Annotated in this window: 18 protein-coding genes; 10 read left to right on the top strand and 8 right to left on the bottom strand. The window is 69.4% G+C overall.

The annotated features are described in order from the left end of the window. Nucleotides 1-3 precede the first annotated feature (3 nt). Together LGI35_RS11505 and LGI35_RS11500 are read left to right on the top strand one after the other, a co-directional pair. Nucleotides 4-633 (top strand): SRPBCC family protein, encoded by a 630-nt coding sequence (locus LGI35_RS11505; protein ID WP_227293777.1) that lies wholly within the window; start codon nt 4-6, stop codon nt 631-633. 56 nt (nt 634-689) lie between these two features. Beyond that, complete coding sequence (locus tag LGI35_RS11500; protein WP_100599042.1) at nt 690-1,226, top strand: MarR family winged helix-turn-helix transcriptional regulator; 537 nt, start codon at nt 690-692, stop codon at nt 1,224-1,226. Between the two features lie 67 nt (nt 1,227-1,293). Here the strand turns inward: LGI35_RS11500 and LGI35_RS11495 are convergent, their stop codons facing one another. From LGI35_RS11495 to LGI35_RS11475, 5 genes are all read right to left on the bottom strand, one after another. Then, the gene (locus LGI35_RS11495) at nt 1,294-2,352 is read right to left on the bottom strand and encodes an LLM class flavin-dependent oxidoreductase (protein WP_227293776.1); all 1,059 of its coding nucleotides are present in this window, start codon (nt 2,350-2,352) and stop codon (nt 1,294-1,296) included. Between the two features lie 124 nt (nt 2,353-2,476). Then, nucleotides 2,477-4,099 carry a glycerol-3-phosphate dehydrogenase/oxidase gene (locus LGI35_RS11490; protein WP_227293775.1) on the bottom strand — a complete coding sequence of 541 codons (1,623 nt, stop codon included), beginning with the start codon at nt 4,097-4,099 and terminating at the stop codon, nt 2,477-2,479. A gap of 3 nt (nt 4,100-4,102) precedes the next feature. Beyond that, nucleotides 4,103-5,647, bottom strand: coding sequence for a glycerol kinase GlpK (gene glpK, locus LGI35_RS11485; protein ID WP_227293774.1), 1,545 nt, complete (start codon nt 5,645-5,647; stop codon nt 4,103-4,105). A gap of 60 nt (nt 5,648-5,707) precedes the next feature. Further along, on the bottom strand, nt 5,708-6,499 hold the full coding sequence (locus tag LGI35_RS11480) for an MIP/aquaporin family protein (protein ID WP_227293773.1): 792 nt from the start codon (nt 6,497-6,499) through the stop codon (nt 5,708-5,710). A gap of 365 nt (nt 6,500-6,864) precedes the next feature. Then, nucleotides 6,865-7,629 (bottom strand): IclR family transcriptional regulator, encoded by a 765-nt coding sequence (locus tag LGI35_RS11475; RefSeq protein ID WP_227293772.1) that lies wholly within the window; start codon nt 7,627-7,629, stop codon nt 6,865-6,867. 288 nt (nt 7,630-7,917) lie between these two features. Between LGI35_RS11475 and metH the strand changes: the two genes are divergently transcribed. From metH to LGI35_RS11455, 4 genes are all read left to right on the top strand, one after another. Continuing rightward, nucleotides 7,918-11,439 (top strand): methionine synthase, encoded by a 3,522-nt coding sequence (gene metH / locus LGI35_RS11470; protein ID WP_227293771.1) that lies wholly within the window; start codon nt 7,918-7,920, stop codon nt 11,437-11,439. Between the two features lie 142 nt (nt 11,440-11,581). Next, a complete protein-coding gene (locus LGI35_RS11465; protein WP_227293770.1) occupies nt 11,582-12,277 on the top strand; it encodes an HAD family hydrolase in 696 nt (231 codons plus the stop codon). A gap of 369 nt (nt 12,278-12,646) precedes the next feature. After that, on the top strand, nt 12,647-14,251 hold the full coding sequence (locus tag LGI35_RS11460) for an ABC transporter substrate-binding protein (protein WP_227293769.1): 1,605 nt from the start codon (nt 12,647-12,649) through the stop codon (nt 14,249-14,251). A 76-nt stretch (nt 14,252-14,327) separates the two neighbouring features. Continuing rightward, nucleotides 14,328-15,911, top strand: coding sequence for an ABC transporter substrate-binding protein (locus LGI35_RS11455; RefSeq protein ID WP_227293768.1), 1,584 nt, complete (start codon nt 14,328-14,330; stop codon nt 15,909-15,911). A gap of 100 nt (nt 15,912-16,011) precedes the next feature. Here the strand turns inward: LGI35_RS11455 and LGI35_RS11450 are convergent, their stop codons facing one another. Both LGI35_RS11450 and LGI35_RS11445 read right to left on the bottom strand, forming a co-directional pair. Then, the gene (locus LGI35_RS11450) at nt 16,012-16,683 is read right to left on the bottom strand and encodes a response regulator (protein ID WP_227293767.1); all 672 of its coding nucleotides are present in this window, start codon (nt 16,681-16,683) and stop codon (nt 16,012-16,014) included. A 38-nt stretch (nt 16,684-16,721) separates the two neighbouring features. Further along, the gene (locus LGI35_RS11445; protein WP_227293766.1) at nt 16,722-17,579 is read right to left on the bottom strand and encodes a RecB family exonuclease; all 858 of its coding nucleotides are present in this window, start codon (nt 17,577-17,579) and stop codon (nt 16,722-16,724) included. 206 nt (nt 17,580-17,785) lie between these two features. Here LGI35_RS11445 and LGI35_RS11440 point away from each other — a divergent pair, with 206 nt between their 5' ends. From LGI35_RS11440 to LGI35_RS11430, 3 genes are all read left to right on the top strand, one after another. After that, nucleotides 17,786-19,288: a site-2 protease family protein gene (locus tag LGI35_RS11440; RefSeq protein WP_227293765.1), complete on the top strand. Its 1,503-nt coding sequence runs from the start codon at nt 17,786-17,788 to the stop codon at nt 19,286-19,288. Nucleotides 19,289-19,350: 62 nt separating this feature from the next. Beyond that, nucleotides 19,351-20,256 (top strand): tRNA (adenine-N1)-methyltransferase, encoded by a 906-nt coding sequence (locus LGI35_RS11435; protein ID WP_227293764.1) that lies wholly within the window; start codon nt 19,351-19,353, stop codon nt 20,254-20,256. A 219-nt stretch (nt 20,257-20,475) separates the two neighbouring features. After that, nucleotides 20,476-21,054: a hypothetical protein gene (locus LGI35_RS11430; protein ID WP_227293763.1), complete on the top strand. Its 579-nt coding sequence runs from the start codon at nt 20,476-20,478 to the stop codon at nt 21,052-21,054. Between the two features lie 99 nt (nt 21,055-21,153). Here the strand turns inward: LGI35_RS11430 and LGI35_RS11425 are convergent, their stop codons facing one another. Then, nucleotides 21,154-21,468 carry a ferredoxin gene (locus LGI35_RS11425; protein ID WP_227293762.1) on the bottom strand — a complete coding sequence of 105 codons (315 nt, stop codon included), beginning with the start codon at nt 21,466-21,468 and terminating at the stop codon, nt 21,154-21,156. A gap of 254 nt (nt 21,469-21,722) precedes the next feature. Between LGI35_RS11425 and arc the strand changes: the two genes are divergently transcribed. Next, entirely contained in the window at nt 21,723-23,489 is a 1,767-nt protein-coding gene (gene arc / locus LGI35_RS11420; protein WP_116503118.1) for a proteasome ATPase, read from the top strand. Nucleotides 23,490-23,605: the final 116 nt, after the last annotated feature.

Genomic DNA, 23,605 nt, shown 5'->3' with positions numbered 1-23,605 from the left:
ACCATGCGACTCGACCACTCCTTCACCGTCCCGGCCGCGCCCGACGACGCGTGGAGACTCTTCCTCGACCTCGGCCGTGTGGCCCCCTGCATGCCGGGCGCCGTGCTCGACACCCTCGACGGCGACGCGTTCACCGGACGCGTCAAGGTGAGGGTCGGCGCCGTGCAGATGAGCTACCGCGGCGAGGGCACCGTGACGCGCGACGAGAGCGCCCGCTCGATGGTCCTCGACCTCAGCGGCAGCGAGACCCGGGGCGCGGGCACCGCGTCCGCCACCGTCACCGCGTCGCTCGCCGCCGACCCGGCGGGCACCCGGGTCCGCGTCGGCACCGACCTCGACATCACCGGCCGCCCCGCCCAGTTCGGCCGCGGCATCATGACCGAGGTCGGCGACCGCATCGTGCGCCAATTCGCCGACCGGCTGGAGGAGTTGCTGAGGGAACCGGCCGCCGCGGAACCGGCGGCAGCGGTCCTGTCGCAGGCCCGCGAGCCCGAAGCGGTGGACCTCGGAGCGGCCGCCCTGCCCGTCCTCCTGCGGAAGGCCGCCGTCCCGGCCGCGGCCGTTCTCGTCACGATCGCCGTGTTCCGCCTCCTCGCCCGACGCGGGTCCGGCCCCCGATCGCTTCAGGGGTAGGATTTTCAGGGGCGTAGGACATCGCGTCGCGCCCGGGAGCGGCCGAGGGGACGGGGATGACTGAACGGAAGGCGGCACGGCGTGATGCCGTGGCGGAGGTCATCGAGGACTGGGCGCGTGAGCGGCCCGAGCTGGACACGACCCCCCTGGAGGTCCTCGCCCGGCTGCACCGCTCGTTCCTGCGGTACAACACCAAGCTCATCGCGTCGATAGAGCGACACGGGCTCTCCGTCGCCGGATTCGACGTGCTGACCGCGCTGCGCCGCTCCGGCGAGCCGTACCGCCTGACCGCGGGGCAGCTCGCCGACCAGGGGCTCGTCTCGTCGGCCGGGGTCACCCTGCGCATAGACCGCCTGGAGAAGGACGGCCTGATCGTCCGGGAGCGCGACGCCGGCGACCGCAGGGTCGTCTACTCGCGGCTCACGGACGAGGGGCTCGCCAAGGTCGACGAGGTCTTCACCGAGCACCTCGACAACGAACGCCGGATGCTCGGGGAGCTCTCCCCGGCGGAGCGCCGCCAGCTCGCGCGGCTCCTGCGCAAGCTGGAGAACTCCATCCTCGCGTCCGACACCCCCGACGAAGCGGCTTCTTAGGGACGAGGCGGTTTCCGGGCGACGAGGCGTTTCCCGGCGACGACGCGGCTTCCTGGAACGGGGGCGCTCACTCCCACAGGGAGCTGGGCGCCTCCCTCCTGATCACCGGCGCGATCTCCTCGGCGAACCGCTGGAGCGTCTCGACCTGCTCGCCCGTACCCTGCCCGAAGGCGTCGACGGTGACCGACTGGAGGTCGTGCCGGTACACCTCGTGGTAGCCGAGGATCTTGTCGATGATCTGCTGCGGCGAACCGATCAGCTGGGGCCCGTCCGCGATGGCGTCCTCGATCGTGCGGAACGGCGTGTTGTACCCCGCCCTGCCCTCCAGGTGCGGCTTGAAGGTCTGCGCGACCTTCGCCTCGTACAGCTCCTTGAAGCGCGCCACCGCCCGCTCGTGCGAGTCCGCGATGAGCAGGCCGCCCGAGCCCGCCGCGACATGCGCCCGTGCGGGATCGTGCCCGTACGCCTCGAACCGCTCCCGGTAGTGGTCGATGAGCTTCGCGTAGGCCGCCCGCGGCTGGATGGCGTTGGCCGTGAACAGCGGATCGCCGTGCCGGGCCGCCAGCTCGGGGGAGTTGAGCGAGGTCGCCGAGCCGTGCCAGACGCGCGGCAGTCCGTCGTACGGACGCGGCACCGTCGTCACGTTCTTCAGGGCGGGCCTGAACTCGCCCTCCCAGTCGACGCCTTCCTCGCTCCACAGCCGCTTGAGGAGCTCGTACTTCTCCTTCTGGAGGTCCCACTGCCGCTCCTCGTCGAGCCCGAAGAGGTCGAAGTGGCCGGCCTCCGCGCCCTTGCCGATGACCAACTCGATGCGCCCGCGAGAGAGTTGGTCGAGGGTCGCGTAGTCCTCGGCGACCCGCACCGGGTCGAGGATCGCGACGACCGTCACGCCGGTCAGGAGCTTGATACGGGACGTGCGGGCGGCCAGCGCGCCGAGGACCACCGTCGGGCTCGACGACAGGAACGCCCCCGCGTGCCGCTCGCCGACCGCGTAGGCGTCGAAGCCGAATTCCTCCGCCGCGACACAGACGTCGACGACCTGCGTCAACCGGTCGGCGGCGGACGGGAGTTCACCGGTGAGGGGGTGCGGCGCATGGCCGATGATGGACAGGACCTGGAACTTCATGTCCCCACTCTCGCGCCCGGGCGTTGCGGGCGTGTGTACGCGGCATGGCGGCGCACCGGGGCATGCGAGAGGGGCGGCTCCCCCCGTGGGAGCCGCCCCTCAAGTCAGGTGATTCCAGGGGTGCCTACTTCTTGTCGAGCACGTCCTGGACCTTGGCCCGCACGTCGTCCGTGGCCAGGCCGCGGATCGTCAGCGTGGTGCGGCGGCGCAGCACGTCGTCCGCCGTCTCGGCCCACTCGTGGTCGCGGGCGTAGGCGACCTGCGCCCAGATCTCCGGGGCGTCCGGGTGGACCCGCTCGCCGAGCTCCGGGTTCTCGTTGGCCATCCGGGCGATGTCGAAGGCCAGCGAACCGTAGTGCGTGGCCAGGTGCTTGGCCGTGTCGGCCGCCATGCGCGGCCCCGGGGCCGGGTTGTCGACGAGGAGGCGGTGCGCGACGGCGCGCGGGTTGGCGACACCCGGCAGCGGCATCCGCTTCGGCAGCTCCTTGACCGGCTCGAAGTCCTCGCCCAGCGGGTGGCCCGGCAGCGACTCCAGCTTCTTCATGACCGTGCGGCCGATGTGGCGGAACGTCGTCCACTTGCCGCCGGCGACGGACAGCATCCCGCCGCGGCCCTCGGTGACGACCGTCTCGCGCTTTGCCTTCGAGGTGTCGCCGGGCCCGCCCGGCAGCACGCGCAGACCCGCGAACGAGTACGTGATCAGATCCCGCTTCAGCTGCTGGTCCCGTACGGAGAAGGCCGCCTCGTCCAGGATCTGGTCGGTGTCCTTCTCGGTGACCGACACGTCGCGCGGGTCACCCTCGTACTCCTCGTCGGTCGTGCCGAGGAGCAGCATGTCCTCCCACGGGAGAGCGAACGTGATGCGGTACTTGTCGATCGGCGTCGCGAGCGCGGCCTTCCACGGGGAGGTGCGCTTGAGGACGAGGTGGGCGCCCTTGGAGAGGCGTATGGAGGGGGCCGCGTTCGGGTCCTCCATGGCGCGCAGGTGGTCGACCCAGGGGCCGGTCGCGTTCAGCACGAGCCGGGCGTTCACGCCGAACTCCTCGCCGTCGACGCGGTCCTTGAGGTCAGCGCCCGTGACCCGGCCCCGGGTGAAGCGCAGACCCGTGACCTCGGCGTGGTTGAGGACCACGGCTCCGGAGTCGACGGCCGCGCGGACGGTCATCAGCGCCATGCGCGCGTCGTTCATCTGGTCGTCGCCGTACACGGCCACGGCCTTGAGGTTCTCCGTCCGCAGCTCGGGCACGTCCTGCTGTGCCTTCGCGGGGGAGAGCAGGTGCCCGACACCGTCGCCGAACGCCGACAGGGCGCTGTACGCGAACACGCCCGCGCCCAGCTTCGCGGCGCCGTGCGGGCCGCCCTTGTAGACAGGCAGGTAGAAGGTGAGCGGGTTGGCGAGGTGCGGTGCCACCTGACGCGACACCGCACGTCGCTCGAAGTGGTTCTCCGCCACCAGCTTCACCGCGCCGGTCTGCAGGTAGCGCAGACCGCCGTGGAGCAGCTTGGAGGAGGCGGAGGAGGTGGCGCCGGCGAAGTCACCGGCGTCCACCAGGGCCACCCGCAGTCCCGACTGCGCGGCATGCCAGGCGGTGGAGATGCCCAGGATTCCGCCGCCGATCACCAGGAGGTCGTACTGAGCCTTGGAAAGCTGCTCCCGGGTCTCGGCGCGGCTCGCTGCTTTGAACGACGCAGTCGAACCGGCGGCCGGATGCGTCCCGAGGGCAGGGACGCTCTGCAGGGTGGTCATGTCTTACTCCTCGCCACTTTCGTCGAGCCAGCCCATGGAGCGTTCGACGGCCTTGAGCCAGCTCTTGTACTCACGGTCGCGCTTCTCCGCGGCCATGTTGGGGGTCCATTCGGCGGCCCGGCGCCAGTTGGCGCGCAGGTCGTCCGTGCTCGTCCAGAAGCCGACGGCGAGACCGGCGGCGTAGGCGGCACCGAGGCAGGTGGTCTCGGCGACCATCGGGCGCACCACGGGGGCGTCCACGAAGTCCGAGAGCGTCTGCATCAACAGGTTGTTGGAGGTCATGCCGCCGTCGACCTTGATCGCCGCGAGCTCGACGCCGGAGTCCTTCGTCATGGCGTCCGTGATCTCACGGGTCTGCCAGGCCGTGGCCTCCAGGACGGCGCGCGCCAGGTGCGCCTTGGTGACGTACCGGGTCAGGCCGGCGATCACACCGCGGGCGTCGGAGCGCCAGTACGGGGCGAACAGACCGGAGAAGGCCGGCACGAAGTACGCGCCACCGTTGTCCTCGACCGACGACGCGAGCGTCTCGATCTCGGCGGCGGTGGAGATCAGGCCCATCTGGTCGCGCATCCACTGCACCAGCGAACCGGTGACGGCGATCGAGCCCTCCAGGGCGTAGACCGCCTTCTGGTCGCCGATGCGGTAGCCGACGGTGGTCAGCAGGCCGTTGTACGAGTTGACCGGCTTGTCGCCGGTGTTCATCAGCAGGAAGGTGCCGGTGCCGTACGTCGACTTGGCCTCGCCCTCGGAGAAACAGGTCTGGCCGAACAGGGCCGCCTGCTGGTCGCCGAGCGCGGACGCGACGGGAATGCCGCCGAGGAGGTCGCCGAGACGGCCGCCGCTGACCTCGCCGTACACCTCGGCGGAGGAGCGGATCTCCGGGAGCATGGCCAGGGGGACGCCGATGGACTCGGCGATCTTGCTGTCCCACTCCATGGTGTGGAGGTTCATCAGCATGGTGCGGGAGGCGTTGGTCACGTCGGTGACGTGCTTGCCGCCGTCGACACCGCCGGTCAGGTTCCAGATGACCCAGCTGTCCATGGTGCCGAAGAGGATGTCGCCCGCCTCGGCGCGCTCGCGCAGGCCCTCGACGTTGTCGAGCAGCCAGCGGGCCTTGGGGCCCGCGAAGTAGGAGGCCAGCGGGAGGCCCGTCTCACGGCGGAAGCGGTCCTGGCCCACATTGCGCCCGAGCTCCTTGCACAGGGCGTCGGTACGGGTGTCCTGCCAGACGATGGCGTTGTGGACGGGCTCACCCGTGTTCTTGTCCCACAGCAGCGTCGTCTCGCGCTGGTTGGTGATGCCGATGGCCTTGATGTCGTCGCGGGTGATGCCGGCCTTCGTGATGGCTCCGGCGACGACCTCCTGGACGTTGGTCCAGATCTCGGTCGCGTTGTGCTCGACCCAGCCCGGCTTCGGGAAGATCTGCTCGTGCTCCTTCTGGTCGACGGAGACGATCCGGCCGTCCTTGTCGAAGACGATGCAACGGCTGGAGGTGGTGCCCTGGTCGATCGCTGCGATGAACGGGCCCGCGGTGTGTGCGTCGGTCACGGTCTGCTCCTGGAAGTTCTCGGTGCGGCTCTGGCGGAGGGTGCGTAGGGGGTCGGTCGCCTACTTGAAGGCGATGTTGTAGAGACCGCCCGCTATGGCGCCGCCGATGAGCGGGCCGGCGACCGGGATCCAGGCGTACGTCCAGTCGGAGCCGCCCTTGTTCGGCAGGGGCAGCAGGGAGTGCACGATGCGGGGTCCGAGGTCACGGACCGGGTTGATCGCGTAGCCCGTGGGCCCGCCGAGGGAGAGACCGATGCCGACCACGACGAACGCGGTGACCATGGCGCCGAGGACACCCAGGCCGTTGCCTCCGTCGTTGAGGCCCTGCGTGAGGATGGCCAGGACGAGCACGACCGTGGCGATGATCTCCGTGACGAGGTTCTGCGCCACGTTCCGGATCTCGGGGCCGGTCGAGAAGATGCCGAGCACCGGGCCCGCGTTGGGCGCGGCCTTCTCCTGGACCATGCCTTCCTCGGCCGGCGGGGCGGCGAGGATCTCCGGGTCGGTCAGATGCGCCTGGAACTGGCCGTAGTACGTGGCCCAGACCAGCAGGGCGCCGATCATCGCGCCCAGGAGCTGCGAGCCCAGGTAGAGCGGAACGTCGCTCCACTTGGTGCCGCCCTCGATGGCGAGGCCTATGGTCACCGCCGGGTTCAGGTGGGCGCCTGACACGCCCCCTGCCAGGTAGGCACCGGTCAGTACCGCGAAGCCCCACCCGAAGGTGATCGCGAGCCAGCCGGCGTTGCGCGCCTTGGAGCGCTTCAGCGTGACGGCGGCGCACACGCCACCGCCCAGCAGGATGAGCACGGCGGTACCGATGGTCTCGCCGATGAAGATGTCGGAGCTGGACACCCGCGACTCCTTTGTCCTTCGTCCAGGGGAAGCCGAACCCCGGGTCCCTCTCCGGTGGTTCGCGCCCTCAGGTGAGAGCGTTTTCGGCCCTGGCTTGCCACACTCTAACGCCTATTGCCGGTAGGTGTTCGACAATGCCGACCGATGGACGCGAGTCTCACCCCGGGGTTACTCGCTAGTCAAGGGTTCTGTTATCGAAAACTCGATCGTTATTGATCGGGCCGGGCTATCGGTTCCGTGTCTGGACTGCGCGTTCGTCGATGGTGTCCCGGAAAGGTGCGGCATGCACGCTGAAACGGCGAAGGCCCCGCCGGGAAGCGGGGCCTTCGGTCCGTACGGGGGCGCCGGCGGGCGGCGCGGGGCGCTCAGAAGCGGCTGGCGCCCAGGTCCCGGGAGACGGCGCGGGCGCAGTCCCGCACGGCGGCGACGAGCTCGGGGCGCAGCTCCCCCTCGACGCACACGCGCTCCACGGCGCCGGTTATGCCGACCGCGCCGACGGGCATGCGCCGCCGGTCGTGGATCGGGGCCGCGACGGACGCGACGCCCTCCCAGGTCTCCTCGACGTCGTCCGCGTACCCGCGCGCGCGGGTCAGGTCCAGAAGGGTCTCGAACTCGGTCATGTCGCTCACGGTCCGCCCGGTGAACACCTTGCGCTCCACCTCGACGACCTCGCTGTGCGCCACCGGGTCGTACGCCGACAGGACCTTGCCGAGCGCCGTGGAGTGCAGCGGCTGCATCGCCCCGACCTCCAGGACCTGACGGCTGTCGTCGGGCCGGAACACGTGGTGCACGATCAGTACGCCCTGCTGGTGCAGGACGCCGAGATAGACGCTCTCGCCGCTGGAGCGCGCCAGGTCGTCCGTCCACACCAGCGCGCGCGCCCGCAGCTCGTGCACGTCGAGATAGCTGTTGCCGAGGCGCAGCAGCTCCGCGCCCAGCTGGTAGCGGCCCGACGCGGCGTCCTGCTCGACGAAGCCCTCGTGCTGCAACGTACGCAGAATGCCGTGCGCCGTGCCCTTGGCCAGGTCCAGCGCCGAGGCGATGTCCGAGAGGCCGAGCCGGCGCTCACCGCCCGCAAGGAGCCGCAGCATGGCGGCTGCCCGCTCGAGTGACTGGATGTTCCGTGCCATCCCAGCCCTTCCTCCCTCGATCCTCTCGCCGAGCAACGTTCGACAATGCTGAACACTATCGGTCGTTGCCGACCTCGTGCGAATACGCGAGGAGCCTATATTTCGCCCCGTTTGGCTCGACGCCCCGGTTCGGAGCCCACCCGCACGCACCCGCACCCCGCGCCACATGGCCGTTCCGGCCAGTGGACGCCTCCGCGCAGAAACCACCGGCCCGGCTACCCTGACCGGGTGCGCCTCCTCCATGGGAGCCGCAAAGCCGACAGCCGTCGCACCTCAGGGAGCACTTTCATGGCCTCGTTGCCAACGCCCGTCCCGTCCACCGACTCCGCCGGCCGGACCCGAGCCGACGCCCTCCGTGAAGCCCTGGCCACCCGCGTGGTCGTGGCCGACGGCGCGATGGGCACGATGCTCCAGGCGCAGGACCCGACCCTCGAGGACTTCGAGAACCTCGAAGGCTGCAACGAGATCCTGAACGTCACCCGCCCCGACATCGTCCGCTCGGTCCACTCGGAGTACTTCGCGGTCGGCGTCGACTGCGTCGAGACCAACACGTTCGGCGCGAACCTCGCGGCCCTGGGGGAGTACGACATCCCCGAGCGCGTCTTCGAGCTCTCCGAGGCCGGCGCGCGCATCGCCCGCGAGGTCGCCGACGAGTTCACCACGAGCACCGGACAGCAGCGCTGGGTCCTCGGCTCCATGGGCCCCGGCACCAAGCTGCCCACCCTCGGCCACGCCGCGTACACGGCGCTGCGCGACGCCTACCAGCAGAACGCCGAGGGCATGATCGCCGGCGGCGCCGACGCGCTCCTCGTCGAGACGACGCAGGACCTGCTCCAGACGAAGGCCTCGATCATCGGCGCCCGCCGCGCCCTCGACGCCACCGGTACGAACCTCCCGCTGATCTGCTCGGTCACGGTCGAGACCACCGGCACGATGCTCCTCGGCTCCGAGATCGGCGCGGCGCTGACCGCCCTGGAGCCCCTCGGCATCGACATGATCGGCCTGAACTGCGCCACCGGCCCGGCCGAGATGAGCGAGCACCTGCGCTACCTCGCCCGCCACTCCCGCATCCCGCTGTCCTGCATGCCCAACGCCGGCCTGCCCGTCCTCGGCAAGAACGGCGCGCACTACCCGCTGACCGCCCCCGAGCTGGCCGACGCCCAGGAGACCTTCGTCCGCGAGTACGGGCTCTCCCTCGTCGGCGGCTGCTGCGGCACCACCCCCGAGCACCTGCGCCAGGTCGTCGAGCGCGTCCGCGGCCTCACCCCCACCGTCCGCGAGCCGCGCCCCGAGCCGGGCGCCGCCTCGCTCTACCAGACGGTCCCGTTCCGCCAGGACATCTCGTACATGGCGATCGGCGAGCGCACGAACGCCAACGGCTCCAAGAAGTTCCGCGAGGCCATGCTGGAGGGCCGCTGGGACGACTGCGTCGAGATGGCCCGCGACCAGATCCGCGAGGGCGCGCACATGCTCGACCTCTGCGTCGACTACGTGGGCCGTGACGGCGTCGCCGACATGGAGGAGCTGGCCGGGCGCTTCGCCACCGCCTCCACCCTGCCGATCGTCCTGGACTCCACCGAGGTCGAGGTCCTGCGCGCCGGCCTGGAGAAGCTCGGCGGCCGCGCGGTCATCAACTCCGTCAACTACGAGGACGGCGACGGCCCCGAGTCCCGCTTCGCGAAGGTCACCCGCCTCGCGCAGGAGCACGGCGCCGCCCTGATCGCGCTGACCATCGACGAGGAGGGCCAGGCCCGCACCGTCGAGCACAAGGTCGCCATCGCCGAGCGCCTCATCGACGACCTGACCGGCAACTGGGGCATCCATGAGTCGGACATCCTCATCGACTGCCTCACCTTCACCATCTGTACCGGCCAGGAGGAGTCGCGCAAGGACGGCATCGCCACCATCGAGGCGATCCGTGAGCTGAAGCGCCGTCACCCCGACGTGCAGACCACGCTCGGCCTGTCGAACATCTCCTTCGGCCTCAACCCGGCCGCCCGCATCCTCCTCAACTCGGTCTTCCTCGACGAGTGCGTGAAGGCGGGCCTCGACTCGGCGATCGTGCACGCGTCGAAGATCCTGCCGATCGCCCGGTTCGACGACGAGCAGGTCACCACCGCCCTCGACCTGATCTACGACCGTCGCGCCGAGGGCTACGATCCGCTGCAGAAGCTGATGGCGCTGTTCGAGGGCGCCACCGCGAAGTCCCTCAAGGCCGGCAAGGCCGAGGAGCTCGCCGCGCTGCCCCTGGACGAGCGACTCAAGCGCCGCATCATCGACGGCGAGAAGAACGGTCTGGAGGCCGACCTCGACGAGGCGCTGCAGACCCGCCCCGCCCTCGAAATCGTCAACGAGACGCTCCTGGACGGCATGAAGGTCGTCGGCGAACTCTTCGGCTCCGGCCAGATGCAGCTGCCGTTCGTCCTCCAGTCCGCCGAGGTCATGAAGAACGCGGTGGCCTATCTGGAGCCGCACATGGAGAAGTCCGACGCCGAGGGCAAGGGCACCATCGTCCTGGCCACCGTGCGCGGCGACGTCCACGACATCGGCAAGAACCTCGTCGACATCATCCTGTCGAACAACGGCTACAACGTCGTCAACCTCGGCATCAAGCAGCCCGTCTCCGCGATCCTGGAAGCCGCCGAGGAGCACAAGGCCGATGTCATCGGCATGTCCGGACTCCTCGTCAAGTCCACGGTGATCATGAAGGAGAACCTGGAGGAGCTCAACCAGCGCAAGATGGCCGCCGACTTCCCCGTGATCCTCGGCGGCGCGGCACTGACGAGGGCGTACGTCGAGCAGGACCTCCACGAGATCTACGAGGGCGAAGTCCGTTACGCGCGCGACGCGTTCGAGGGCCTGCGCCTCATGGACGCCCTCATCGCCGTCAAGCGGGGCGTCCCCGGCGCCACGCTCCCCGAGCTCAAGCAGCGCCGGGTAAAGGCGGGCGCCGTACAGATCGAGGAGCGGCCCGACGAGGAGCCGGCGCGCTCCGACACGTCCACCGACAACCCGGTCCCCGAGCCTCCCTTCTGGGGCACCCGCGTCATCAAGGGCATCCAGCTCAAGGAGTACGCGTCCTGGCTGGACGAGGGCGCCCTGTTCAAGGGCCAGTGGGGCCTCAAGCAGGCGCGCACCGGCGACGGGCCCACGTACGAGGAGCTGGTGGAGACCGAGGGCCGCCCGCGGCTGCGCGGCTGGCTGGACGAGCTGCACACCAAGAACCTCCTGGAGGCGGCCGTCGTCTACGGCTACTTCCCGTGTGTGTCCAAGGGCGAGGACCTGATCATCCTCGACGACCAGGGCAACGAGCGCACCCGCTTCACGTTCCCGCGCCAGCGCCGCGGTCGCCGGCTGTGTCTCGCGGACTTCTTCCGTCCCGAGGAGTCGGGCGAGACCGACGTCGTCGGCCTCCAGGTCGTCACCGTCGGCTCCCGGATCGGCGAGGAGACCGCCAAGCTCTTCGAGTCGAACTCGTACCGCGACTACCTCGAACTGCACGGCCTGTCCGTCCAGTTGGCCGAGGCCCTCGCCGAGTACTGGCACGCACGCGTCCGTTCGGAGCTGGGCTTCTCGGGCGAGGACCCCGCCGAGATGGAGGACATGTTCGCGCTCAAGTACCGCGGCGCCCGCTTCTCGCTCGGCTACGGAGCGTGCCCGGACCTCGAGGACCGCGCCAAGATCGCACAGCTCCTGGAGCCCGAGCGCATCGGCGTCCACCTCTCCGAGGAGTTCCAGCTCCACCCGGAGCAGTCCACGGACGCGATCGTCATCCACCACCCCGAGGCGAAGTACTTCAACGCGCGCTGACGTGGTCCGCAGACCGCCCGCGTGTCGCCGACGCGCGCACTGATCCGCAGAAGTCGTACACTGGTCGGTCCAGTGCAGGCCGGTTGCCTTCCTGTCAAAAGGAGGCAGCCGGCCTTCTCGTCCCTCACGGAGGTGTGCCCGGATGACCAGTACGGTCCCCGCTCTCGGTACCCGAACGGCCGAAGGCTCCGCCCTGCAGGCCGTGCTCCTCGACATGGACGGCACTCTGGTGGACACCGAAGGCTTCTGGTGGGACGCCGAGGTCGCCGTCTTCGGCTCGCTGGGGCACGCGCTCGACGAGGCGTGGCGCGAAGTCGTCGTCGGCGGCCCCATGACCCGCAGTGCCGGCTTCCTCATCGAGGCGACCGGCGCGGACATCACGCTCCCCGAGCTGACCGTGCTGCTCAACGACGGCTTCGAGGAGCGCATCAGCAGTGCCCTGCCGCTCATGCCGGGTGCCGCGCGGCTGCTTGCCGAACTCGCTGCCCACGAGGTGCCCATGGCCCTCGTGTCCGCCTCTCACCGGCGCATCATCGACCGGGTCCTGACCTCGCTCGGCCCGGAGCACTTCGCGCTCACGGTCGCAGGTGACGAGGTCGAGCGGACGAAGCCGTACCCCGACCCGTACCTGCTCGCCGCCGCGGGACTGGGTGCGGATCCGGCCAGATGCGCCGTCATCGAGGACACCGCCACCGGTGTCGCCGCCGCCGAGGCGGCCGGCTGCCACGTCGTCGCCGTACCCTCCGTGGCCCCCATCGCACCCGCCTATCGGCGCACCGTCGTCCCCTCGCTCGAACACGTCAACCTGCCTTTTCTCCATGGGCTGATGGGCTACTGAACCTTCGGTAACACCGCTCGCGCGTGGCCGAAATGCTGTGCCCATCAACCCAGTTGAGCGTGTGACGTTTCCCACTCGACGTGGGGTCGACAGGTATGCGGACCTGTGCTGCGACCCCACCTCCCGCTCCATCCCGAGTGACCTTGTGTCCCGATTGGTCGGACCCTGAGCCGAAGAGACCCCTGTGGGGTTATCGGTGTGTCCGCGCCCGGTTTCGCAGCGTGATGAAGCCGTGGCTCCGGCCCCTTCGGGACGCTTCGCCGTGCGCATTAATGTCGTGGCGAGAACATCGCCGTAACCCCTCGTGTCCCGTCGACACCACCCCCGTTGCCGGGCCCACGGGATCGACAGCTCTGGAGAACTTCGAGCATGAACCGCAAGACTTTGGTGTTGCCGGCCGTCATCGGCCTGCTCGCGCCTGTGCTCGCCGCCTGCGGCGGGTCCGACAGCGGGGGCAAGGACGGCAACCCGATCGCCGTCGGTACCACCGACCGGTTCGTTGCCTCGAAGGCGGTCCCGGCCCCGTTCGACCCCGCGTACGCCTACGACGCGGGTTCCTGGAACGTGCTGCGCCAGACCATCCAGACCCTGATGGCCATGCCGCGCGGCGGCGGCGAGCCGGTGCCCGAGGCCGCCCAGACCTGCGGCTTCACCGACACCGGCAACGAGCGCTACTCCTGCACCCTGCGCAAAGGCCTCGCGTACGCCGACGGCACCCCCGTCACCGCCTCGGACGTGAAGTTCTCCATCGACCGCGTGCTCGGCATCAAGAGCGACAGCGGCTCCTCCGCGCTGCTCTCCAGCGTCGACACGATCGAGACCAAGGGCCGCAGCGAGGTCATCTTCCACCTGAAGAGCCCCGACGCCACCTTCCCGTACAAGCTGGCCACACCCACCGCCGGCATCGTCAACCCCGACGACTACACGAAGGGGAAGCTGCGCAACGGCTTCGCGGTCGACGGCTCCGGCCCGTACACCCTTGACGCCAAGGTCAAGAACAACACCCTCGTCAAGGCCGTCTTCACCAAGAACCCCCACTACAAGGGGCAGTTGAAGCCGAAGAACGACAAGGTGGAGCTGGTCTCCTTCGCGGACGCCGGCGCCATGGGCAAGGCCCTCGAAAAGGGCGACGTCGACATGATGACGCGCACCATGTCGCCGGAGCAGATCAAGCAGCTCTCGGACAACCCGAGCAAGAACATCAACCTGGTCGAGATGCCGGGCATGGAGATCCGTTACCTCGGATTCGACACCAGCGCCCCGGTGGTCAAGAGCAAGGCGGTCCGCCAGGCCATGGCGCAGGTCGTCGACCGCGGCCAGCTCACGGCCGACGTCTACGGCACCTCCGCCGAGCCGCTCTACTCGCTCGTGCCCGCCGGCATCACCGGCCACACGAACTCGTTCTTCAACCGGTACAGCGAGCCGAGCGTCTCCAAGGCCCGCTCGATCCTGTCCCGGGCCGACATCACCACGCCGGTGAAGCTGACCCTGCACTACACGACCGACCACTACGGCCCCGCCACCAAGCGGGAGTTCGAGGTGCTCAAGAAGCAGCTCAACTCCAGCGGCCTGTTCGACGTCGGCATCAAGGGCGACGCCTGGGACACGTACCGCGCCTCCGAACTCAAGGGCAAGTACGACGTCTACGGCCTCGGCTGGTTCCCCGACTTCCCCGACGCCGACAACTTCATCGCGCCGTTCCTCGACAAGGACAACTTCCTCGCGTCCCCGTACGCGAACAGCACGATCCGGGACCAGCTCATCCCCGAGTCCCGTCGTGAGGCCGACCGGCTGACCGCCTCCAAGAGCCTCACCAGCATCCAGAACATCGTCGCCGACGACGTGCCGGTCCTCCCGCTCTGGCAGGGCAAGCAGTACGTCGCCGCCCGCGACGACATCACCGGAGTCGAGTGGGCGCTGAGCTCCTCCTCGATCCTTCAGCTCTGGGAGCTCGGCCGCGGCGTGAGCGGCTGATCCCCGCGCGAGCCGGCCTCCCCCTGCGGGCGGCCGGCTCGCCCGATTTCCGCACCACTGACGACAAGGCACGTACGTGAGAATGCGCAACCAGTGGCTGGTCCTGCCCCTCGGGACGGGACTCACCGCGGCCCTGCTGGCCGGCTGCGGCACCGACCAGGGCGATGCCGCCGGGCAGGGCGGGGCCGTGGTCATGGGAATGTCCGACGACATCCAGGCCACCGATCCGGCGTCCGGCTACGACCCGGGGTCGTGGCTGCTGTTCAACAACGTGTTCCAGTCGCTCCTGAGCTTCCCCAAGGGCAGCACGGAGCCGGAACCCGAAGCCGCCAAGGAGTGCTCCTTCACGGACTCCGGCACCCGCGTCTACTCCTGCACCCTGCGCGACGGCCTCACGTTCAGCAACGGCCACAAGCTCACCTCGAAGGACGTCAAGTTCTCCTTCGACCGCATGATGAACATCGGTGACGACGCCGGCCCGGCGATCATGTTCCCCATGCTCGACAAGGTCGAGACGCCGAACGCCAAGACGGTCGTCTTCAAGCTGAAGCACGCGGACGCCACCTTCCCCAGCAAGATCGCGTCCGGCGCCGGTTCCATCGTCGACCACACCGCCTACTCCATGGACGGCCTGCGCACGGACGGCAAGGCCGTCGGCTCCGGCCCCTACAAGCTGGACTCCTTCGACAAGAAGAAGGCCGTCTTCTCGGTCAACCCGGGCTACAAGGGCACCGCGAAGGTCCAGAACTCCGGCATGACCATCAAGTTCTTCCACGGCGACCAGGCGGGCCTGAAGAAGGCCCTCGTCGGCGGCGACATCGACCTCGCCTACCGCGGACTCGCCGCCAAGGACATCGCAAGCATCGAGAACTCCACCTCGACGAGCAAGCCCGTGGACGTCGTCGAGGGCACCAGCGCCGAGGTCCAGCACCTGGTCTTCAACATGAAGGACCCCGTCGCGGGACGCCTGTCCGTGCGCAAGGCCATGGCGTACCTGATCGACCGGGACGCCCTGGTCGACGAGGTCTACCAGGACACCGCCACCCCGCTGTACTCGATCATCCCGGCGGGCATCAGCGGCCACAACACGGCCTTCTTCGACACCTACGGCGCCCACCCCTCGCCCGCCAAGGCCCGCGCCGCGCTGCGCGCCGACGGCATCACCGGCAAGGTGAAGATCACCCTCTGGTCGACGCCCTCGCGCTACGGCCCCGCCACCGACCAGGAACTGGCGGCCGTCGCCAAGCAGCTCAACGCGAGCGGCCTGTTCGACGCCGACATGAAGTCCATCGAGTTCGGCCAGTACGAGAAGGACATCAAGACCGGCAAGTACGGCGTGTACGTGAAGGGCTGGGTCCCGGACTACCCGGACCCCGACAACTTCACCCAGCCCTTCTTCGGCGCCGGCAACGTGCTCGGGAACAACTACACCAACAGCACCATCACCGGGAAGATCATCCCGGAGACCGGGGCAGAGAGCGACCGGGCGTCCACCGACCGGGACTTCGAGCAGCTCCAGAACATCGTCGCCGACCAGCTCCCGGTCCTGCCCGTCTGGCAGGCCAAGCAGTACGCCGTCGTCCGCGACAGCGTCTACGGCCTGGAGTCCTGCCTCGACGCGTCGACCGTGTTCCGCTTCTGGGAGATCAGCAAGGGCTGAGCCGACCGACGCACCACGCAACAGGCCGGTGGCCGCCTCCCTTCGCGGGAGGCGGCCACCGGCCTGTTCTCTCAGACGCCATTGCTCGTGCCGGAGCCTTCTACTGGGCGCCGGGACGCACCAGACCGCTCTCGTACGCGTACACCGCCGCCTGCACGCGGTCGCGCAGCCCCAACTTCGTCAGCACATGGCCGACATGGGTCTTCACCGTCGTCTCGCTGACGAACAGATCCGCCGCGATCTCTGCGTTCGACATGCCGCGCGCCACGAGCTTCAGGACCTCGACCTCACGCTCGGTCAGCGTGTGCAGTGTGTCGGGCACCGGGTCGTCACCCGACGGGAGATGGTCCGCGTACTTGTCGAGCAGCCGGCGCGTGATGCTCGGCGCGAGCATCGCCTCGCCCGCCGCGACCACCCGGATCGCCTGCACCAGCTCGTTGGCCGGGGCGTCCTTCAGCAGGAAGCCGCTGGCGCCGGCGCGCAGCGCCTCGACCACGTACTCGTCGAGGTCGAACGTCGTCAGGACGAGCACCTTCGCCGCACCGTCCCGGCCGGGGCCGGTGATCTGCCGGGTCGCCTCGACACCGTCCATCCGCGGCATGCGGATGTCCATCAACACCACATCGGGCTGCAGGGCACGGACCTGGTCGAGCGCCTGCAGGCCGTCTCCGGCCTCGCCGACGACCGCGATGTCCTGCTCGGCCTCCAGAATCATCCGGAACCCGGTACGGAGCAGCGGCTGGTCGTCGACCAGTAGGACGCGGATCGCCACGTAACTCTCCTTCGGTAGTCCGGGCCCATTCTGCCCTGCTAGCCGGCGTCGGACCCGGGCACCCTGATCTGAAGCGGATACGGCGGGGGAGTCCCACCGAACTCCGGGCAAACCGCCTGATGGTCGCACCAACCGCACAGCTTCGTCGGGCGCGGCCGCCACTCGCCCGTCTCCGTGGCCAGCTGGATCGCGTCCCACAGCGCGTGCAGCTTGCGCTCCACCCGCTCCAGGTCCGCCACCACCGGGTCGTACGTCAGCACGTCGCCGCTGCCCAGATAGACCAGCTGGAGCCGCCGCGGTACGACGCCCTTCAGGCGCCACACCACCAGCGCGTAGAACTTCATCTGGAAGAGGGCGCCCTCCGCGTACTCGGGGCGCGGGGCCTTGCCCGTCTTGTAGTCGACGATCCGGACCTCGCCCGTCGGCGCCACGTCGACCCGGTCGATGATGCCACGCAGCTTCAGGCCCGAGTCCAGCTGGGCCTCGACGAACAGCTCCCGCTCGGCGGGCTCCAGACGCGTCGGGTCCTCGAGCGTGAACCAGCGCTCGACGAGTTGCTCGGCCTCGCCGAGCCAGCGCGCCATCCGCTCACCCTCGCCGTCGTCCGCGAACAGGTCGGCCAGCTCCGGCTTCACCTCGCGCAGCCGGTCCCACTGGCCGGGAATGAGCGCCTTGGCCCGCGGCGCCGTCCGCTCTCCCGCCGGAGCGTCGAACAGTCTCTCCAGCACGGCGTGCACCAGCGTGCCGCGGGTCGCCGCCTCGCTCGGCTTCTCGGGCAGCTTGTCGATCACCCGGAACCGGTAGAGCAACGGGCACTGCATGAAGTCGCTCGCGCGCGACGGCGAGAGCGACGCGGGGCGAGCGGCCGCGGCGGCCCCTTCGGTGCTGGTTTCCATGACGACAGACCATACGGGCCGCCACTGACAGTCAGCCACGAACGCGTCGCGGGCGTCCTGGGAGGCCGTCCCCGGCGGTGCCGCAGGGGAGTCGACGAGGGCCGCGCCACACCGGACGCATACCATCGACGGCAGACCCCCTCGCCCTGCATGATCGTGCAACGGCAGGAGCGAGGGATTTCCAACGAGGGGACCGAGGGATCACCGTGGACGACAGCGGCCGGCCGCAGCCCGGCAGCGGCACGACGGACGACCATCAGGCCGCCCGCCCCGGCCCCACGCCCCCACCGTCCCCGAGTGCCAACGGCGAGGCCCGCGCGAACTCCGTCCCGCACACGCCCCGGGACCCGGAAGAGCCGCCGCACGAGGAGCACCCCGAGGACGCGGCCCCGGCCGACCAGGGCGACACCTCGGACACCGCCCCGGACCCGTTCACCAAACACACCCCGGCCGGCGGCGACGACGCGCCCGCGCCCGCCCAGGACCCCGTATCCCAGGGCGACACCCCGCCCAGCCGTACCCCCGCGACAGGCGGCCGCCGTCCCACCAAGGCCCCTGAGCCCCGTGGCGGACTCCTCATGGGGCGCCCCTTCGGTGTCCCCGTCTACGTCGCGCCCAGCTGGTTCCTCGTCGCCGCCCTCATCACCTGGGTCTTCGGCGGACAACTCGACCACGTCCTGCCCGGACTCGGCGCGGTCCGCTATCTCGTCTCCCTCTTCTTCGCGGTCGCGTTCTACGCCTCCGTGCTCGTCCACGAACTCGCGCACACCGTCGCCGCGCTCCGCTTCAAGCTGCCGGTGCGCCGCATTCAGCTCCAGTTCTTCGGCGGCGTGTCCGAGATCGAGAAGGAATCCGAGACGCCGGGACGCGAGTTCGTACTCGCCTTCGTCGGACCGCTGCTCTCCCTCGTCCTGGCCGGCGTCTTCTACCTCGGCATGCTCGCCGTGGAACCCGGCACCGTGCCCGGCGTCCTGCTCGCGGGACTGATGATCTCCAACCTCATCGTCGCCGCGTTCAACCTGCTGCCCGGCCTGCCCCTCGACGGCGGCCGCATGCTCCGCGCGATCGTCTGGAAGATCACCGGCAAGCCCATGAGCGGCACCGTCGCCGCCGCCTGGGTCGGCCGGGCCCTCGCGATCACCGTCCTCATCGGACTCCCGCTGCTCACCCAGTCCGGCGCCCTCGGCGAAGGCGCCGCGGACGTCAGCGGCATGGACACCGTCACCGACGCCCTGCTCGCCGCCATCCTCGCCGCGATCATCTGGACCGGCGCCGGCAACAGCCTCCGCATGGCCCGCCTGCGCGAACACCTCCCGGAGCTGCGCGCCCGCACCCTGACCCGCCGCGCCGTCCCCGTGGAGAGCGCCACCCCGCTGTCCGAGGCCCTGCGCCGCGCCAACGAGGCGGGCGCCCGCGCCCTCGTCATCGTCGACGCCGACGGGGAACCCAGGTCCCTCGTGCGCGAGGCCGCCATCGTCGGCGTACCGGAACACCGCCGCCCCTGGGTCGCCGTCAGCGGTCTCGCCCAGGACCTCACCGACGGCATGCGCGTCTCCGCGGAACTCGCCGGCGAGGAGCTCCTCGACACCCTCCGCGCCACCCCCGCCACCGAGTACCTCGTCGTCGAGGAGAGCGGTGCCATCTACGGCGTCCTGTCCGCCGCCGACGTGGAGCGCGCCTTCGTCAAGGCCATGGCGCGCCCCTCCTGACCGGGCCCGTACCCCCGCGACCCCTGGTCCGCGGGTCCTCCGCGGACCGGTAGGCTGGTCACATGTCCGAACCGACCGGTGCCGCCCGCCGACGCGGGCCCTTCAAGGTCGGGGACCAGGTACAGCTGACCGACCCCAAGGGCCGCCACTACACGTTCACGCTCGAGGCCGGGAAGAACTTCCACACCCACAAGGGTTCCTTCCCCCACGACGAGCTGATCGGCGCTCCCGAGGGCAGCGTTGTCCGCACCACCGGAAACGTCGCCTACCTCGCGCTGCGCCCCCTGCTCCCCGACTACGTCCTGTCCATGCCCCGCGGCGCCGCCGTGGTCTACCCCAAGGACGCGGGGCAGATCCTGGCCTTCGCCGACATCTTCCCCGGCGCACGCGTCGTCGAGGCAGGCGTCGGCTCCGGCTCGCTGAGCAGCTTCCTGCTGCGCGCCATCGGCGACGAGGGCATGCTGCACTCCTACGAGCGCCGCGATGACTTCGCCGAGATCGCCACGCAGAACGTGGAGCGCTACTTCGGTGGCCCCCACCCCGCGTGGCAGCTCACTGTCGGCGACCTCCAGGACAACCTGAGCGACGCCGATGTGGACCGCGTCATCCTCGACATGCTCGCCCCCTGGGAGTGCCTCGAGGTCGTCTCCAAGGCCCTCGTCCCCGGCGGCATCCTCTGCTGCTACGTCGCCACCACCACCCAGCTCGCGCGGACCGTCGAGTCCATCCGCGAGATCGGCTGCTTCAACGAGCCGACGTCCTGGGAGTCGATGATCCGTAACTGGCACGTCGAGGGCCTGGCCGTCCGCCCGGACCACCGCATGATCGGCCACACCGGCTTCCTCCTCACCGCCCGTCGCCTCGCGGACGGCGTCGAGCCGCCCATGCGCCGCCGCCGCCCCGCCAAGGGCGCGTACGGCGAGGACTACTCGGGCCCGAACGCGGACGGCGGCAACGCCGGGCGCTGACCCGAACACCCGACACAACGCACAGGCGCCGTCGTCGAGTTCCCGGCATATCGGGGGAACTCGACGACGGCGCCCGTTCGTTGAGGAGTGGCGCGCACAGTACGGCAAGGACACGTGAGGAAGCTGAGAATCAGCGGACCCTGACGTTCCCCCACGGTGTGAGGTATGGCACGATGCTGGCCACCCCCACCGGCACAGCCCTCACAGGAGACACTCCTAGTGCAGCACCCCGCCGTCCCGGAACTGGCGCACACCACCACCCGCCCCATCCACTGGCTCGCGACCGCCGCGGCCGTATCGGCCGTCGTCGCGGCCTCCTCGTTCCTGCAGCCCGGCGCGGCCACCGCGGCCCAGCCGGCAACACAGCCCGTCGGCACCAGAACCGCCGCCGCGCCGCCCGACGCGGCCGCCGTCCACTTCCCGCTCGAGTGCGGCCCCGCAAAGATCCTCGTGGTGAAGAAGGCCACGGGGGACCTGGACGGCGACGGCAGGCCGGAAACCGTCGCCGTGGTCCGCTGCGACGCGGGCTCCGGCACCCCGCCGAACGGCGTCTACGTCCTCACCCAACCCCCCGAGGCCCACGCCGAGCCGCGCATCGTCGCCACCCTCGTCGACCCGAAGGAGCGGCTCACCGCCGACGACGTGGCGGTACGCGACCGGGCCGTCACGGCAACGCTCCTCGGCTACTCCAGCTCCGCCGTCCCCAGTTGCTGCCCCGACACCCAGGACAAGGCCAAGTGGCAGTGGAAGGGCGATGCGTTCGTGCGCTCCACTCCCGCGGAGGCACGCAGCGTCTGAGGCGCGGCACACGAAAGGGGCCCTGCCCGCCGGGAACGGCGGCACGGGCCCCTTTCGTTGGCCTCTTCCCACACCGAGTGACGCGCGGGAACCCCGCGGTCACTCCGCGTCAGGGCCGTAGACCTCCACCCTGTCCGAAACGCGACGTACATGAATGCAGTCGCCCGGGCACTCCTTCGCGGAGTCCACGACGTCGTTCAGAAGCGGCAGCGGCACCGGGGTGGTGGCCCCCTGTGCCTGCAACAGCTCGTCCTCCGCGCCCTTCACATAGGCCAGTCCGTCGATGTCCAGCTCGAAGACCTCCGGCGCGTACTGCACGCAGATCCCGTCGCCGGTGCAGAGGTCCTGATCGATCCACACCTCAAGGGCGACACCGCTGTCGATGCCGGATCCGGCCTCCTGCTGCACGCTCATATCTCCTGCCGTTTCCTGCCTCGAACCACCCCGCGTACCAGCAAGTCGGGCCAGCTCCGACGGGTGTTGAACAGTTCGACCCTACAACCGGCCGCTTTCCGATGTTGTTGGGTGGGTATTCCCCTGGCGTGAGGGAGAGCGCAAGGGTGAAGATCGGACACACCCCCTTCGTCTTTGTGATCTAGGGGTTTCAATCGACACCCACCCAGGTAGGGTCTGGAAGCGTCCAGCTCCCCTTGGAGGAGGTGAGGACCGTGGCAGCCCACGACGACGACATGAACCGCGGCATCCGCCCGGGAAGAGGGTCCGACGACCCCGCCGGTCAGATTGCCTATCTTGAGCAGGAGATCGCCGTCCTGCGACGCAAGCTCGCCGACTCTCCGCGCCATACGAGGATTCTCGAAGAGCGGATCGTCGAGCTGCAGACCAACCTGGCCGGCGTGTCCGCACAGAACGAGCGGCTCGCCAACACGCTCAGGGAGGCCCGCGATCAGATCGTGGCCCTCAAGGAGGAAGTCGACCGGCTCGCGCAGCCGCCGGCCGGCTTCGGAGTCTTCCTCATGGCGAACGAGGACGGTACCGCCGACATCTTCACCGGCGGCCGCAAGCTCCGGGTGAACGTCAGCCCCAGCGTGGAGCTCGAAGAGCTCAGGCGCGGCCAGGAACTGATGCTCAACGAAGCGCTCAACGTGGTCGAGGCCATGGAGTACGAGAGCGTCGGCGACATCGTCACCCTCAAGGAGATCCTCGAGGACGGCGAGCGCGCCCTGGTGGTGGGGCACACCGATGAAGAACGAGTGGTCCGGCTCGCCGAACCGCTCCTCGACATCACCATCCGCCCCGGCGACGCCCTCCTGCTCGAACCCCGATCCGGCTATGTCTACGAAGTCGTACCCAAGAGCGAAGTCGAAGAGCTCGTCCTGGAAGAGGTCCCGGACATCGGCTACGAGCAGATCGGCGGTCTGGGCAACCAGATCGAGCTGATCCGCGACGCGGTCGAGCTCCCCTACCTCTACCCGGACCTGTTCAAGGAGCACGAGCTGCGGCCGCCCAAGGGCGTCCTGCTCTACGGGCCTCCCGGCTGCGGCAAGACCCTGATCGCCAAGGCGGTGGCCAACTCCCTTGCCAAGAAGGTCGCGGAAGTGACCGGACAGGCCACGGGCAAGAGCTTCTTCCTCAACATCAAGGGTCCGGAGCTGCTCAACAAGTACGTCGGTGAGACCGAGCGGCAGATCCGCCTCGTCTTCCAGCGTGCGCGTGAGAAGGCCAGCGAGGGCACGCCCGTCATCGTCTTCTTCGACGAGATGGAGTCCCTCTTCCGCACCCGCGGATCAGGCGTCAGCTCGGACGTGGAGAACACCATCGTCCCCCAGCTGCTCGCCGAGATCGACGGTGTGGAGGGCCTGGAGAACGTGGTCGTGATCGGTGCCTCCAACCGTGAGGACATGATCGACCCCGCGATCCTGCGGCCCGGACGACTCGATGTGAAGATCAAGATCGAGCGCCCGGACGCCGAAGCGGCCAAGGACATCTTCGCCAAGTACCTGACCGCCCGCCTCCCGCTGCACTCCGACGACCTCGGAGAGCACGGCGGCGACCGCGCCAGTACGGTCCACGGGATGATCCAGACCGCCGTGGAGCAGATGTACGCGGAAAGCGAGGAGAACCGCTTCCTCGAGGTCACGTACGCCAACGGTGACAAGGAAGTCCTGTACTTCAAGGACTTCAACTCGGGCGCCATGATCGAGAACATCGTCGGACGCGCCAAGAAGGCCGCCATCAAGGCCTTCCTGGAACACAACCAGAAGGGCCTCAGGGTCTCCCACCTCCTCCAGGCTTGCGTGGACGAGTTCAAGGAGAACGAGGACCTGCCGAACACCACCAACCCGGACGACTGGGCCCGCATCTCCGGTAAGAAGGGCGAACGGATCGTTTACATCCGTACGCTCGTCACCGGAAAGCAGGGCGCGGACACCGGACGCTCCATCGACACGGTGGCGAACACCGGGCAGTACCTGTAAAAGGCAGGGCGGCTGCGGGTGCCTCTACCGGGTACCCGCAGCCGACTGTTTTCCAGGCAACAATTCCGGCCGACTTTCCGGTTTCCCGGCAACGGCCGGCTCGCAGGCTCAGCAAC

The sequence above is a fragment of the Streptomyces longhuiensis genome, assembly GCF_020616555.1.
In the GTDB taxonomy this organism is placed as follows: Bacteria; Actinomycetota; Actinomycetes; order Streptomycetales; family Streptomycetaceae; genus Streptomyces; species Streptomyces longhuiensis.
This window is presented reverse-complemented; position numbering and strand designations above follow the sequence as displayed.

Excerpts from the sequence above, each read along its gene's own strand:
- LGI35_RS11505 (WP_227293777.1), top strand. The coding sequence starts at position 4 with ATGCGACTCGACCACTCCTTCACCGTCCCGGCCGCGCCCGACGACGCG.
- LGI35_RS11500 (WP_100599042.1), top strand. The coding sequence starts at position 690 with ATGACTGAACGGAAGGCGGCACGGCGTGATGCCGTGGCGGAGGTCATC.
- LGI35_RS11495 (WP_227293776.1), bottom strand. The coding sequence starts at position 2,352 with ATGAAGTTCCAGGTCCTGTCCATCATCGGCCATGCGCCGCACCCCCTC.
- LGI35_RS11490 (WP_227293775.1), bottom strand. The coding sequence starts at position 4,099 with ATGACCACCCTGCAGAGCGTCCCTGCCCTCGGGACGCATCCGGCCGCC.
- LGI35_RS11475 (WP_227293772.1), bottom strand. The coding sequence starts at position 7,629 with ATGGCACGGAACATCCAGTCACTCGAGCGGGCAGCCGCCATGCTGCGG.
- metH (WP_227293771.1), top strand. The coding sequence starts at position 7,918 with ATGGCCTCGTTGCCAACGCCCGTCCCGTCCACCGACTCCGCCGGCCGG.
- LGI35_RS11465 (WP_227293770.1), top strand. The coding sequence starts at position 11,582 with ATGACCAGTACGGTCCCCGCTCTCGGTACCCGAACGGCCGAAGGCTCC.
- LGI35_RS11460 (WP_227293769.1), top strand. The coding sequence starts at position 12,647 with ATGAACCGCAAGACTTTGGTGTTGCCGGCCGTCATCGGCCTGCTCGCG.
- LGI35_RS11445 (WP_227293766.1), bottom strand. The coding sequence starts at position 17,579 with ATGGAAACCAGCACCGAAGGGGCCGCCGCGGCCGCTCGCCCCGCGTCG.
- LGI35_RS11435 (WP_227293764.1), top strand. The coding sequence starts at position 19,351 with ATGTCCGAACCGACCGGTGCCGCCCGCCGACGCGGGCCCTTCAAGGTC.
- LGI35_RS11425 (WP_227293762.1), bottom strand. The coding sequence starts at position 21,468 with ATGAGCGTGCAGCAGGAGGCCGGATCCGGCATCGACAGCGGTGTCGCC.